General features: G+C 56.2%; 10 protein-coding genes. 2 read left to right on the plus strand and 8 right to left on the minus strand.

Annotation, left to right across the window (positions count from 1 at the left end):
- The first annotated feature begins 23 nt into the window (after window positions 1–23).
- Window positions 24–524, plus strand: coding sequence for a hypothetical protein (locus tag I9184_RS10100; RefSeq protein WP_171635706.1), 501 nt, complete (start codon window positions 24–26; stop codon window positions 522–524).
- Window positions 525–535: 11 nt separating this feature from the next.
- Here the strand turns inward: I9184_RS10100 and I9184_RS10105 are convergent, their stop codons facing one another.
- From I9184_RS10105 to I9184_RS10115, 3 genes are all read right to left on the minus strand, one after another.
- Complete coding sequence (locus I9184_RS10105; protein ID WP_245218081.1) at window positions 536–3,304, minus strand: AsmA family protein; 2,769 nt, start codon at window positions 3,302–3,304, stop codon at window positions 536–538.
- 725 nt (window positions 3,305–4,029) lie between these two features.
- Window positions 4,030–6,447, minus strand: a complete 2,418-nt coding sequence (gene gyrB / locus I9184_RS10110; RefSeq protein ID WP_152456615.1) for a DNA topoisomerase (ATP-hydrolyzing) subunit B — start codon at window positions 6,445–6,447, stop codon at window positions 4,030–4,032.
- 114 nt (window positions 6,448–6,561) lie between these two features.
- Window positions 6,562–7,134, minus strand: coding sequence for a TetR/AcrR family transcriptional regulator (locus I9184_RS10115; protein WP_171724140.1), 573 nt, complete (start codon window positions 7,132–7,134; stop codon window positions 6,562–6,564).
- A 100-nt stretch (window positions 7,135–7,234) separates the two neighbouring features.
- On the opposite strand from I9184_RS10115, the gene I9184_RS10120 reads away from it, so the two are divergent.
- On the plus strand, window positions 7,235–7,801 hold the full coding sequence (locus I9184_RS10120) for a carboxymuconolactone decarboxylase family protein (protein WP_209834144.1): 567 nt from the start codon (window positions 7,235–7,237) through the stop codon (window positions 7,799–7,801).
- Here the strand turns inward: I9184_RS10120 and recF are convergent.
- From recF to I9184_RS10145, 5 genes are all read right to left on the minus strand, one after another.
- The gene (gene recF / locus I9184_RS10125) at window positions 7,798–8,895 is read right to left on the minus strand and encodes a DNA replication/repair protein RecF (RefSeq protein WP_209834146.1); all 1,098 of its coding nucleotides are present in this window, start codon (window positions 8,893–8,895) and stop codon (window positions 7,798–7,800) included. The two genes, I9184_RS10120 and recF, sit on opposite strands and share 4 nt — an antisense overlap.
- Before the next feature lie 59 nt (window positions 8,896–8,954).
- Complete coding sequence (dnaN, locus tag I9184_RS10130) at window positions 8,955–10,076, minus strand: DNA polymerase III subunit beta (protein WP_171617360.1); 1,122 nt, start codon at window positions 10,074–10,076, stop codon at window positions 8,955–8,957.
- A gap of 225 nt (window positions 10,077–10,301) precedes the next feature.
- Entirely contained in the window at window positions 10,302–11,687 is a 1,386-nt protein-coding gene (gene dnaA, locus I9184_RS10135; RefSeq protein WP_170345655.1) for a chromosomal replication initiator protein DnaA, read from the minus strand.
- Between the two features lie 556 nt (window positions 11,688–12,243).
- Window positions 12,244–12,507 (minus strand): 30S ribosomal protein S20, encoded by a 264-nt coding sequence (rpsT, locus tag I9184_RS10140; protein ID WP_170345656.1) that lies wholly within the window; start codon window positions 12,505–12,507, stop codon window positions 12,244–12,246.
- A gap of 221 nt (window positions 12,508–12,728) precedes the next feature.
- Window positions 12,729–13,505, minus strand: coding sequence for an enoyl-CoA hydratase (locus I9184_RS10145; protein WP_117870917.1), 777 nt, complete (start codon window positions 13,503–13,505; stop codon window positions 12,729–12,731).
- Window positions 13,506–13,559 lie beyond the last annotated feature (54 nt).

The following is a 13,559-nucleotide window of genomic DNA, read 5'->3' on the forward strand; positions in this document are numbered from 1 at the left end:
TTCAGAACTCAGCGAGGCTCCGGATGATCAAGTGGGTACTTTCCGCAACTGTAGTGCTTCTGCCTGGGTTTGTTCACGCAGCCGGGATGGAACAGTGGGGTGAGTCCGGCGACTGGGCAATTCTCATCGATCCAGAAAAAGGCAACGGTTGTCTCGCGTGGAGAGCCTTTGAAGACGATATGACAGTAGAAATTGGCGCTGCACCAAACCAGGCTGGCGGCTTTTTTGCCGCCTACAATCCGGCCTGGGTTCAAGTCGAGGACGGTGCGACAGGCATAGTAAGATTTGATTTTGGTGATGCGCAGTTCGAAGGTGAGGCCGTAGGTGTCTACAAGAATGGCGTGCCCGGTGGCTACGCATTTTTCGACAATCCGGCATTTGTAACCGAGTTTGGAAAACGCCAAAGCGTTACGATCATTGGCGAAAGCGGAGCCGAAGTCGAACTCGATTTAAGCGGATCCGCAAAAGCCATTGAGGCCGTTCTGGCGTGTCAGGCGGAGCAGCCAGATCCGCTGAAGAATTAGGTCGCGACCGATTACTGCAATTGGTTGATGTCTGGCACGCAAGGTTGCCTGTTTACTGGCATTGCATCAGCGCCCTCTGGAGCCTTGTTCCTAGACCCACCCACGTCCAGCTTGAACTTCGGTGATGAAAGCTGACCTGTCACATCAAACGGCCAAGCGCTGCGGGAAAGGGGTTTGCCCACGCGCCGTGGCTCCGCTCGTATTGCAATCGTATCGTTCAGCCAGTCCACTTGTCCCCTGGCCACCAACTGAACAGATGCTGTTTCAATGACGATGGAGTTTGAACTGACCCGCCCGGCCTGAATATCAACCGGAGCAACCACACAAGTGATGTCGGTGTAGCCTTGTCTGAACTCTTCTGAAAACAGCCAAGGGAAAATACCTAGCCCGGCCAACTCAAGGAGACTGGTACTAATGTAACCTTGCGACATCGACAAAGACGCTTTGCCGCGCATGGAGTTGATGAAGGCCTTGCCCGAGGCGGTACTACCCGAAACGTTGAATTCACCACTCAAACGCCCGTAGGCATCAATTCCAATCCCTAACTCATCAAGGATCTCACCGAACTCCCACCCTGAGGTCGACCCCGACAATGAAAGCCAATCAGGTGAGTCAATCAGATCCATGACCGCCCGCAGGCTGAAGGTTCCGCCGCCATAAGCCATCTGAAGAGGTCCGAAATCCACGGTTCCGTCTTTTGCAGACAATTGGCTGGAAACAGATGTTACGCCTTGCTGGCCTACAATCTCTTTGAATTCGATCTGTACCTCGACGTCAGCTTCTCGCAGCACGCGTTGCACATCCAGAAGATCGGCAGGCTTCCCTTTTTCCTTTGGCAACACCAAGGGCTGGACGTTTGTCTCCTTCGACAAAACCAAAGGCTGAACTTCGGCTTCAGGTTCTTTTGGGGTTTCCCCTACCAGGCTTTTGAATTGGTCCAGCACGGCAGTCAGGTTCTTCAGGTCGTTGAGATCGAGCCTCTCGCTGGTAACGTTGCCGCGAACAACAGAAGAGCCATCCGGAAATTTTGCATCGAAAGTCGCTAGAAGCTGCGAGGAGCCAGCTTCGAACTCGATTGCAGCATTAAAGTCCTCGCCCTGCTTTGAGGTTTCAGCATCAATGCCGAGTGCGCCAATTTCGATAGGTTGCAGGTTGAGCGCGTTCAGAAATTGAGCACCATCGCCCACATCCAGGTTCACGTCGAAATCAAGCCCGGCCAGCCCTTTGAGCTCATTGACCGACAACGCAAGGTCGAGCGCCCAAAGATCGGTGTCATAGCTGGTCGCGTTGAACCTATTTAGTGATACCGGGCCTCCCGCATTGGATATGCTGAAGTCCGCCTTAATACCGCCAAACTGGTCGACAAAACCTTCGTCGAGATCGGGCAAAATCAACTTGGCAGGCCCATTCAGCATGCCATCGAAGCTCACGTCCTGAAGCTGAAGCAGGTCGAGTACTTCGCCTTCAGCTTTCAGAAACGGCTCCTCGATTGGGCCAGCTTGCAAGGTAATGCCCAACATCGCGAGGCGGCCATCCGGCATGCGGCGAATACTTTCGATAGAGGCTGGGCCGATCACGTCCAGCCCTTGGTCAAAGGCGTTGGTTTCAAACAGTAATTTCTCGAATTCGAAGGAGGCGAGAGATCCAACCATATGCATTTCAAAGCCAGTGAACTTCAGATCTTGGATACTCTTTGCTGCTTGAGGCGGCTGCCCCTCTGGGTGAAGGCGCGCATTGAAAAGCAGATCGACGCCTTTAGCTGTATAGAGGTCATCTATCGAACCTTCAGCTTCGAGTTTTTGCCCATCTTCAAGGCTTACGGTTGTAGTAAATGCTTCGATCTTTAGGGCGTCCTGAGACACAAGCTCAGCTTGCAACTGGCCATTACCTTCCAGAACGCGTTCCAATCCCATGACATCGAGAAAGTCACCGAATTCGCCAGTATCCATCTCCAGGACAGCCCGATAACCGCCACCTTCGTCTTCCGCGAATGGCTCGCCATCGTAGCGGACAGTCATTTCTCCAAAGTTGGCTCTCGTCGTAAACGGCGCGTCATGGGGATAGTCGCCCTTGATTTCAAAACCTTGACCGTTGACCGAGCCGGAACCAGAGACCTTTGTTCTTTTTCCGTTATCTACTTGTTCAAGCGCAAGCGACTGAAGGTCAAACACAAATGAGAAGCCCGAGACCCTGTCGTCGATGTTTAACCCGATTGATGTGAAATTGACGTTCTTGTCGCTGAGAAAAGTAAGAATCCCACTGTTTTCTTTGCCACCAACTTCGGACGTTTCGAGTTCGGCCTCAGCATCCTGATTGTCCTCTGCAAGCGACCCGTTGGTTTGAGGCGTTGGCATTGGTCGGCTTTTTCGCCAACTTGTTGTCCCATCCGTGGCTGTAAGAAAGTTAGCCTGAAGACCGTCCACCAAAAGGTTGTCAAAGTGCAGACGTCCGTTGGCCAAGGCGGCAACGTCCAGTTCCAGTTCAAGCAGTTTCAATTCTGCAAGAGAGGTCTCTGGCAGTGTCTCGCTCGGGATGACCACGCCGCCGACATAGATGTGGGTAATGCGACCTAGTGCGACGCTCACATCGTCGTTGACCAGAAGCGGCTGCCCAATTTGTTCCGAAAGAGCCTTTTCCACAAGGTTGCGTCGCATATCTGAGAACAACGGCGCAGCAAGTAGCAACCAAACAATAGCGATTGCTGCAAAAGCGAGTAGCGCAACGAGTCCAATTATCCTAAACAGCCAAGTTCTCATTTGCTTCCCTGTGATCGCTTTCATAATTCAGTTTAACCGCAAATCGGAAATCTCCAATCTTTCTGGCAACTAAGGATATAGTGATTGCTATGTCGCGTTGGTTGCGTCCGTAGGATTGCATCCTATTTTCTGAGTTTTGGTGGCCTCTCCCCCAGGTCAGCTCGTTCACAAAGAAAGTCCATGGGTTTGTGCTGTGCTATCGGGAGTGTCCACGCTCGCGCCTAGATTTTCCGCCCTTTGATCACACAAACGGGCTGAACGCGTCTGGCAATTTCATCAGCTCTGCCGCGACTTTGTTCCCGATTGCGCAGTGCGGTGTTTTTTCGTTGCTGGCGTTCAGTCGTCCTGACAGATGGAGATAGACTTATAGTGCATAGTGCCGTGGAGGCAGAAAATTCAGGCACTAGTATTTGCGCATGCAACGAACGGCAGCTTCGAGTCGCCCCAATGCGGCATCAAAGTAGACTTCATAAAACTTGAAAAGGGCCGTCCGCGAAACTTTGCAAAGTCTGCTTTCTGCGCGTCGCAGACGTTCGCGAGAATCCAAGCAAAAAGGCCGCATGGAACCCAAGGTTCCTTAGGAAGGCCCTTTGCGTGATCGAGCAACGCAAAGGACCATAACCGCAACGACTAAGCCAAAAACTGATTGAATTCATCGCTAAGGCAGACAATCGCGCAGCGCAAAACTATGGGCAAACTATGCAAACTTATGGGGTGCGCGAAGTGTTATTCGCAAACCTACAACATGATCAGAAATCCAGATTCTCAACACTCAAGGCGTTTTTCTGGATGAACTCCCGACGAGGTTCCACAACGTCACCCATCAACTTGGTGAACAGATCATCCGCCTCGACCATGTCATCCACGCGCACTTGCAGCAGCGTCCGCGCATCCGGGTCCAGTGTCGTTTCCCACAGCTGGTCAGGGTTCATCTCACCCAGGCCTTTATAGCGCTGCAAGGACAAGCCCTTTTCACCCTCTTCCAGAATGGCGCGCAACAAGTCCAGCGGACCGTGGATCATCTGGCTGCGATCACGACGGTTCAAAGTGGCCGGAGAGTTGTAGATCTCTTGCAGGCTCTGCGTAAAGCTGCCGGTCTTGCGCGCCTCGCCCGAGCGCAGCATCGGGCCGTCCAGCGTGCGAACCTCTTCGACACCGCGCAGGATACGGGCCAGCCGGATCCCGTGATCCTGTGTGATACGACCCTGCCAACCGCGTTCGTACTCCAACGCGATCAGATCCAGCCGTGCGGCGACTTTGTCAGCCACACCTTGCAGGTCAGCATCAACAGCGCCAGGCACAAAGGCTCCTGCAACGGCGGCCTGTTCCAGAATATGACGCGGGTAGTGCGTTGGAAACGCGTCCAGCACACGTTTCAGCTGACGCGCCTCATCCACCACGCGGGTCAGGTCCTGACCGATTATTTCCTCACCCGAGCCGAGTTTCAGAACAGCGCCTTCGACGCCCTGATTGATCAGATAGTCATCCAGAGCGGCCTGATCCTTCAGGTAAACCTCTGACTTTCCGCGGGAAACCTTGTACAGCGGCGGTTGCGCGATGTAGAGGTACCCGCCCTCGATCAGCTCAGGCATCTGCCGATAGAAGAAGGTCAGCAACAGGGTCCGGATATGCGCGCCGTCCACATCCGCATCGGTCATGATGACGATCTTGTGGTAGCGCAGCTTTTCGATGTTGAACTCATCGCGGCCAATGCCCGTACCCAGCGCCATGACGAGGTTGCCAATTTCCTGAGACGATAGCATCCGGTCGAACCGGGCGCGTTCGACGTTCAGGATTTTCCCCCGCAAGGGCAGAACCGCCTGCGTCAGACGGTCCCGGCCGGTCTGGGCAGAACCACCAGCCGAGTCACCCTCGACCAGGAAGACTTCGGTTTTCGATGGATCCTTCTCGGAACAATCCTTCAGCTTGCCCGCCAGATAGTTCACATCCATCGCCGTCTTGCGTCGGGTCAGCTCGCGTGCCTTACGCGCAGCTTCCCGGGCCAACGCAGCCTCGATGATCTTGCCGACGATATTCTTGGCCTCGTTGGGGTTTTCTTCGAACCACTCGGCCAGTTTTTCGTTCATCAGACCTTCGACAGCCGGGCGGACCTCGGAGGAAACCAGCTTGTCCTTGGTCTGGGACGAGAATTTCGGGTCGGGCACTTTCACCGACAATACGCAGGTCAAACCTTCGCGCGCATCATCGCCGGTGAAGCTGACCTTTTCCTTTTTCGCGATCCCGCTGGACTGCGCATAGTTGTTGATCGTCCGGGTCAAAGCCCCCCGGAACCCAGCCACATGGGTCCCGCCGTCGCGCTGCGGAATGTTGTTGGTGAATGGCAGTACCGTTTCGTGGTAGCTGTCATTCCACCACATGGCGATCTCGACACCGATATCGTCGCGCTCACCCTTGATATAGATCGGCTCGGGCATGGCCGGCGTTTTGGATCGGTCGAGGTATTTGACGAACTCCTTTACGCCGCCTTCGTAGAACAGCTCGGTCTCCAGCCGCTCGGCAGGGCGTTCGTCGATCAGGATGATCCGCACGCCCGAGTTCAGGAATGCCAGTTCGCGCAGCCGTTTTTCCAACGTCTCGAACGAGTATTCGAGATTCGAGAACGTGTCGGTCGACGCCAGAAACCGCACTTCGGTTCCCGTACGATCGCCGCATTCGCCGACAACCTTCAGATGCTCTGCTGTTTCACCGCCCTCAAATCGCGCCACGTGCTCTTTGCCCGCGCGCCAAATGCGCAGCTCCAGCCAGTCCGACAGGGCGTTTACTACCGAAACACCCACGCCATGCAGGCCGCCCGACACCTTGTAAGAGTTGCTGTCGAACTTGCCGCCCGCGTGCAGCTGGGTCATGATGACCTCTGCCGCTGAAACGCCTTCTTCCGGGTGGATATCAACCGGAATTCCGCGGCCGTTGTCGCTGACCGAAACGCTGGAATCCGCGTGAATTTTCACGGTCACATGGTCGGCGTGACCCGCCAGCGCTTCGTCAATTCCGTTGTCGACAACCTCATACACCATGTGGTGCAGGCCCGATCCATCATCCGTGTCCCCGATATACATCCCGGGGCGTTTGCGAACGGCCTCTAAACCCTTGAGAACTTTGATGGAATCTGCGCCGTATTCTTGAGGAGCCTGTGCGTCTTCGGACATTCAGTCAGTACCTATATTATTTTGGTACCTTATACGTTTTCTGGTGGGGATTGTCACGCGATCCCCCAATATTTTGTGTGTGCTCAAGTCGTTTTCTGCCCATCTGAATCCACCTCATAACCGGTCGATGTCAGAAGCGATATCCGCCGCGATTTCCAGCGCATCGACATCCTTGCGTTCGGCCGATAACCGAAGCCCCAGAATGTCCGACTGATACCGGGCCGCCAGCCGATCCGGGTCATGTTCAGGCCGGATTTCACCGGCGGCCTGGGCGCTGCGGAACAGGTCGGCGAAACACGCCTTCATTTCCGCCATGTGACGCGCGGCCTGATCCGCAAGCGCATGATCCTTCGCCTGCAACTCGGCATATGTCTTTGCCAGCATGCAGGCCTTTGCCGGGTTCTCGACCGCTTCGATGACCAGACGTGGTTGCGCCTTGAGCGCCTCCTTCGGCCCCAGTCTTTCAGCAAGGGCTTTCAGGCGCGCCACACCTTCTTGCGTGTAGCTTTCCAGCGTCAACGCATAGAGCGCGTCCTTCGACCCGAAAGCCGCGTAGAAACTGCCGGGTTTCAGCTTCAATTCCCGCTCAAGGTCCTTCAACGACGTACCAGCCCAACCCTGACGCCAAAAGATGTCACGGGCCTTCTCGATCAACGCGTCGCGATCATATGCGGGTTTGCGGGGCATCGGCATCACCAATTCTTGAACGTTCGCTCAAATATATACTTGAGTGATCACTCAAGAAACCCTAAATACCACCCATCGCGCCAGAAACAGGAGTTCCGACATGGCCACTTTCCCGTCTCATGACATAGAATCCGCACCCGAAGCATCCAAACCACTGTTGGAAAAGTCCCAGGCCGCTTTTGGCCGTTTGCCGGGCCTGCACAAGGTGATGGCAGAAAGCCCACAGCACCTTGAAGGCTATCAAGTTCTGCACAGCCTGTTCTTGCAGACCGATTTTGACAACGATGAGAAAACCGTCGTCTGGCAGACCATCAATGTGGAAAACGAATGCCATTACTGCGTGCCCGCGCACACCGGCATCGCAAAGATGATGAAGGTATCAGACGAAATCTCCCAGGCTCTGCGCAATGAAACCCCACTGCCTTCGCCCAAACTCGAAGCGCTGCGCAGCTTCACCCTGCAAGTGATGGAAACCCGTGGCAACCCGACCGAGGAACAGCTTCAGGCGTTCTTCGACGCGGGCTATTCCCATCGTGCGGTTCTGGACGTGGTGCTGGGCCTTGCACAAAAAACCATGTCAAACTACGTCAACCACATGGCCAAAACACCGGTCGATGAAGTCATGCGCGGTTTCCTGTGGGAGCGCAAAGTCAACGAACCGGCCTAAGCCGCCACAACCGACCCCTCATCGCCTTCGGTCACGATCAGCGTCTGGGCCCGGTCACTCAACTCCGCAAACAGTTCAGGCCCGGTGCCCGTCATCCAGGCCTGAGCACCCAACGCACAAATCTCGTCATAAAGTGAAGCGCGCCGACCCGCGTCCAGATGAGCGGCCACCTCATCCAGCAAAACGATCGGTGGCGCACCCACCATTGCGGCCAAAGCTCGGGCATTGGACAGGATCAATGAAACCAGCAGCGCCTTCTGCTCACCGGTCGAACAATCCTTGGCGGGAACACCCTTGGCAGCAAAGACGCCATACAAGTCTGACCGATGCGGCCCAACCAAAGTCCGACCCGCAGCCAAGTCCCTGAACCGGCTTTCATTCAAAGCCTCGCGCAGATCCTCTGCCGTTTCGGGCATCGCGCCTTCGGTTTGCACCAATTCCAACTCGGCAGACGGAAAAGCCGTTTCCGCCTGATCCTGCGCTACCCTCAGATGGCTCAACGCCGCCAATCGCGCTGTGTGGATACGATGCCCCATCTCGGCCAACTGACCCTCAAGCGCAGCATACCAATGCGCGTCCCGAACCTGCTCTTTCAGCAAACGGTTCCGTTCGCGCATCGCTTTTTCGTAAGCCAGCGAGGCCTCTGCATGAGACGGATCAAAACTGAGCGCAATGCGATCAAGAAACCGGCGCCGGCCTTCGGCCCCTTCAATCCACAGGCGGTCCATGGATGGAACCAGCCAGACCACCCGCGCAAGTTTACCCAGATCAATCTGGGTGGCGGATTTTCCATCAATCCTCACCTGCCGTGCCGCACCACCCTCAGACCAGGTTTCGATTTCGAAATTCTGACCCAGCGATTGCAACAGTCCCGACAGTTTCCAGCCCAGCGCCTCGGGCCGCCGCGTCATCTCGGCCGCGCTTGCCCGCCGCATTCCGCGACCGGGTGAAAACAAGGATACCGCTTCCAGAATATTGGTCTTGCCCGCCCCGTTCGACCCGTGAATAGCCACCGGCCGCCCGTCCAGAGACAACCGCGCCAGCTTGTGAGACCGAAAATGCGAGACCGTAAGCTCGGTCAGGGCCAATCCCATGACCCCTCCCTTCATTTTTTCAAAAATACTCCCGCCGGAGGCATCGCACGTCCGCGCGATCAGACGCGCATTGGCATGACGACGTAAACTGCGCTCTGGTCATTGCCTTCGCGCATCAGGGTCGGGTCGCCAGCTGAATTGAACATGAACACCGCATTCTCTCGATCCACCTGAGACGCGATCTCCAGCAGATATTTGGCATTGAACCCGATCTCCAGACGCTCATCACCATAGGCGACCGCCAGTTCTTCCTCGGCCGCGCCACTGTCTGGTGCGTTCACCGACAGGACCAGCTTGTCGCCATCCAGTTGCAGCTTCACCGCACGCGAACGCTCGGAAGACACCGTTGCCACCCGGTCCACGGCCTGTGCGAACTCGGCAGCATCCACTTCCAGCTTGCGCGTATTTCCTTGCGGGATAACGCGCGTGTAGTCGGGAAAGGTTCCGTCAATGACCTTCGAGGTCAGCGTGATATCAGGCGTGGCGAAACGCACCTTGGTTTCGCTGACCGAAACCGCGATATCCATTTCATCATCGTCCAGCAGCTTGCGCAGTTCGCCTACGGTTTTACGCGGGACGATAACGCCCGGCATGCCCTCTGCACCATCCGGCAAATCGGCATCGATCCGAGCAAGCCGGTGGCCGTCGGTGGCCACGCAGCGCAGCACCTTGCCGCCATCGGATCCGTCGGCCACATGCATATAGACACCGTTCAGATAATACCGGGTCTCTTCTGTTGAGATTGCGAATTTCGACTTGTCGAACAACCGTCGCAGCAGGGCAGCCGAAGCCGTGAAATTTGATTGATACTCCGACGACGCCATGACCGGGAAATCCTCTTTCGGCAGCGTCGCCAGCGAGAAATTCGACCGACCCGCCTCAACCGTCAGACGCCCTGCCGCGCTGTCCGCGGTCAGCGTGACCAACGCTCCGTCGGGCAGTTTGCGCACGATCTCGTGCAAGGTGGTCGCGGCCACGGTGGTGGCACCGGCTTTCTCGACCTGCGCCGGGGCTTTGTCGACCACTTCGATATCCAGATCGGTCGCGCGAAACAGCGCCTGATCGCCTTCCGCCTCAATCAGGACATTCGCAAGTATGGGAATGGTATTGCGGCGTTCCACTACGGATTGGGCCTGCGAAACGGCCTTGAGAAGGGTGCCGCGTTCGATGCTGATCTTCATACCCTCAATTCCTCTGACTTGCGTACCGACATGGGCGGGACTGGCACGTTAGCGGTTCCACCCTGAGGCACAAGGATTTTTTACGGATTTCTGGGTTGGATTGCGTCCAGCGTCAAGGGCAGCGTGCCTGACAGGCACCAGTTCTGATCCAACCGTGGACTAATGCGCACAAGAAACGCCCCGGACCCAAGGAACCGGGGCGGTTTCCTGCATTAAAGGCGCGGATCAGGCTTCAAGCGACCGGCGCAGCATTTCCACGTCTTCAGCGATCTGACCGTCGGTCAGCTTCAACTCTTCAATGCGCTTGACGCCATGCATGACCGTCGTGTGATCGCGCCCGCCAAAACGGCGGCCAATCTCGGGCAGCGACCGGCTGGTCAACTGCTTGCACAGATACATCGCCACCTGACGCGGACGCGCGTAAGAGCGCAGGCGCTTCGGGCCGATGATGTCAGAAAGCCGGATGTTGTAATACTCGGACACCTTCCGCTGGATCTCTTCAACGGTGATCTTGCGTTCCGAGGCGCGCAGCACATCCGCCAGACAATCCTGCGTCAGTTCCATGTCGATCTCGCGGCCAACCAGCGAGGCAAAAGCGAACAGACGGGTCAGGGCACCTTCCAGCACCCGAACATTGGTCGAGATGCGATGCGCCAGGAATTCCAGAACGCCATCGGCAATCGCCAGGTCCGGATAGGATGAGCTGTATTGCTGCACCTTGTTCTGCAAAATGCCCAGACGCAGTTCATAATCGGTCGGGTGCAGATCAACCACCAGACCACATTGCAGGCGGGATTTCACCCGGTCTTCCAGATCCTTGATCTCACCCGGGGCGCGGTCGGCCGAGATGATGATCTGTTTATTCTGATCCACCAGCGCGTTGAACGTGTGGAAAAACTCTTCCTGAGTGGAATCCTTGCCGGCGATGAACTGCACGTCGTCAACCATCAAAACGTCAACCGAACGGAACAGGTGTTTGAAATCCATCATCCGACGCTCGCGCAGGGCCTGCACGAACCGGTACATGAACTGTTCCGCTGACAGGTACAGAACGTTGAGTTCCGGATGTTTGGTTTTCAGCTCCCATGCAATGGCGTGCATCAAGTGGGTCTTACCCAGCCCCACGCCGCCGTACAGAACCAGCGGATTGAAGGTTACCGGCCCGCCCTCGGATACCCGACGCGCGGCCGCATGGGCCAGTTCATTGGGCTTGCCGACGACAAAACTGTCAAAGGTAAAGCGGGAATCCAACGGGGCAGCCTGAAGCGATTCCAATGTATCCTGCGCCGGGTCCTCGCTCGGCGCGGCGACAGGTTCAGGCTTTGCCACCGGCGGCGTATCGACAGCCGGCTTAGGCCGTGCAGGCGAGTTTGCAGCGACGCGGAAATCCAGACGCTGCACAGTTTCACCTGCGGTGTTCAGCTCGTATAAAATGAGGTCGGCAAAATTCTGGCTGACGTAATTGCCCATGAAATTGGTCGGCACCGAGAAAACCGCCACGCCGTCCTGAAGCTCCTTGAATTCCAAAGGCTCGATCCAGGTCGTATAATTGTTCCGACCGATGGCCTTCAGCAACTTGTTACGCAGTAGTCCCCATTTTTCTTGTGTCATTAAGCGCCTCACGCATCCCATTCTTATTGGCCTGTCAGCCTTATTCATACGAAGCCGGTTTCCCGGTGTTGTATTCACACGCAATAGGTATCCAATCGCCAAACCAGTCGGCTTGGCGGGACCATCCCGAATAGCCCGGCAACCCCCAATTCTGACGCTCAGCAATAACGGAACGTCCCGAAAACCGGGTTGCACGTCGCAATCTCAATTTTTAGACAGGGCCAAGATCACCGGATTTATTCCGGCTTCCATGGCAGATCGGCAGCCTGGCTCAAGCCAGTCGTCGACAATTGTCCCCAGATCGCTCTGATGCCCGTCAGTTCGATCGGGAAAACAGCCTGTCCCCCCAAGCGAGTGAATCGCTGACATCAGTCGTAGCAATTCAGAGAGGGGCGCGGCAACGAAACTCTGATATTGACTCGGGTCTTTGGGCGAAAGAATCTCTCGGTTTTGTGAAGGCGCGGTTTTCTGGCAACACGACAAAAGGCGCCGCGATGCACGACGCCTTTTCAGAATGGTTCAGCCTTTCTGACGTGACCTTGGGTCACCCAAAAGCTTAGCCCAGTGCTTTGACGCGCGCGGACAGGCGCGACATTTTGCGGGCAGCGGTGTTCTTGTGGAAAACACCCTTGGTAACGCCGCGCATCAGCTCGGGCTGAGCCGCACGCAGAGCAGCAGTCGCCGCGTCCTTGTCGCCGGATGCGATCGCTTCTTCGACTTTACGCAGATAGGTGCGGATGCGCGAACGACGCGCTTTGTTGATTGCAAAGCGCTTTTCGTTCTGACGCGCGCGTTTTTTTGCCTGAGGCGAGTTTGCCATGTGAATCTGACCTTCGTTCGGTACGTTAATCTTGGGTTGCGCGCCACGGACATATCCGCACCGGATCAGAAATCACGAGTGTGAGTCGGGCCAAGCGGGCCGCACGCGCATGTATAGCGGGGGTCTTTAGCCAAGTTTCGAGAGATTGCCAAGTTGATTCTTGGAACAAGGGCCAAGAATATGGGGCGGGCTTGAAACACCCGCCTCAGAGGTCCCGCGCTTTACTTGTCGCGGAATTGCGCCGTGCGCTTTTCCAGGAACGCGGCCATGCCTTCCTTCTGATCTTCGGTAGCGAACATCGAATGGAAGACACGACGCTCGAACAACATACCTTCACTCAGCGGAAGCTCGTAGCTGCGGTTCACCGCTTCTTTCGCGGCCATTGCAGTCAATTGCGATTTCTCGGCAATCTTCTGCGCTGCGCTCACGGCCTCTTCGATCAGCTTCTTGGCCGGCACCACCCGGCTGACGAGACCCGCACGCTCGGCTTCGTCGGCATCCATGAAACGCCCGGTCAGGTTCATGTCCATCGATTTGGATTTACCCACGAACCGCGTCAGACGCTGACTTCCACCCAGACCGGCAATGACGCCCAGATTGATCTCGGGCTGGCCGAATTTCGCGGTGTCCGCCGCGATGATGAAATCGCACAGCATGGCAAGTTCACAGCCACCGCCCAGCGCATAGCCCGCAACGGCCGCGATGATCGGCTTGCGAATCGCGGTCACACGATCATTCGCATCGGCAAAAAGGTTGATGTTGTAGACGTCGACAAAACTCATCTCGGACATTTCCTTGATGTCCGCGCCGGCGGCGAAGGCCTTGTCCGATCCGGTTATCACGATGCAGCGCACCTTGTCGTTGCTGTCCGCATCTTCCAGCGCGGTGCAGAGCTCACCCAGCAACTGGGTGTTCAACGCGTTCAACGCATCCGGTCGGTTGAGTTTGATAAGTGCGACGTGGTCTTCGATTTCGACGATGATCGTCTCAAAAGCCATGAGGAGAAAGCTTCCGGTTGTTCCGTTCAGGTACGATTCCTTACCACGCGAAAA

The sequence above is a fragment of the Ruegeria sp. HKCCE3926 genome (assembly GCF_017872515.1).
Taxonomy (GTDB): Bacteria; Pseudomonadota; Alphaproteobacteria; order Rhodobacterales; family Rhodobacteraceae; genus Ruegeria.

Excerpts from the sequence above, each read along its gene's own strand:
- I9184_RS10100 (WP_171635706.1), top strand. The coding sequence starts at position 24 with ATGATCAAGTGGGTACTTTCCGCAACTGTAGTGCTTCTGCCTGGGTTT.
- I9184_RS10105 (WP_245218081.1), bottom strand. The coding sequence starts at position 3,304 with ATGAAAGCGATCACAGGGAAGCAAATGAGAACTTGGCTGTTTAGGATA.
- gyrB (WP_152456615.1), bottom strand. The coding sequence starts at position 6,447 with ATGTCCGAAGACGCACAGGCTCCTCAAGAATACGGCGCAGATTCCATC.
- I9184_RS10115 (WP_171724140.1), bottom strand. The coding sequence starts at position 7,134 with ATGCCCCGCAAACCCGCATATGATCGCGACGCGTTGATCGAGAAGGCC.
- I9184_RS10120 (WP_209834144.1), top strand. The coding sequence starts at position 7,235 with ATGGCCACTTTCCCGTCTCATGACATAGAATCCGCACCCGAAGCATCC.
- recF (WP_209834146.1), bottom strand. The coding sequence starts at position 8,895 with ATGGGATTGGCCCTGACCGAGCTTACGGTCTCGCATTTTCGGTCTCAC.
- dnaN (WP_171617360.1), bottom strand. The coding sequence starts at position 10,076 with ATGAAGATCAGCATCGAACGCGGCACCCTTCTCAAGGCCGTTTCGCAG.
- dnaA (WP_170345655.1), bottom strand. The coding sequence starts at position 11,687 with ATGACACAAGAAAAATGGGGACTACTGCGTAACAAGTTGCTGAAGGCC.
- rpsT (WP_170345656.1), bottom strand. The coding sequence starts at position 12,507 with ATGGCAAACTCGCCTCAGGCAAAAAAACGCGCGCGTCAGAACGAAAAG.
- I9184_RS10145 (WP_117870917.1), bottom strand. The coding sequence starts at position 13,505 with ATGGCTTTTGAGACGATCATCGTCGAAATCGAAGACCACGTCGCACTT.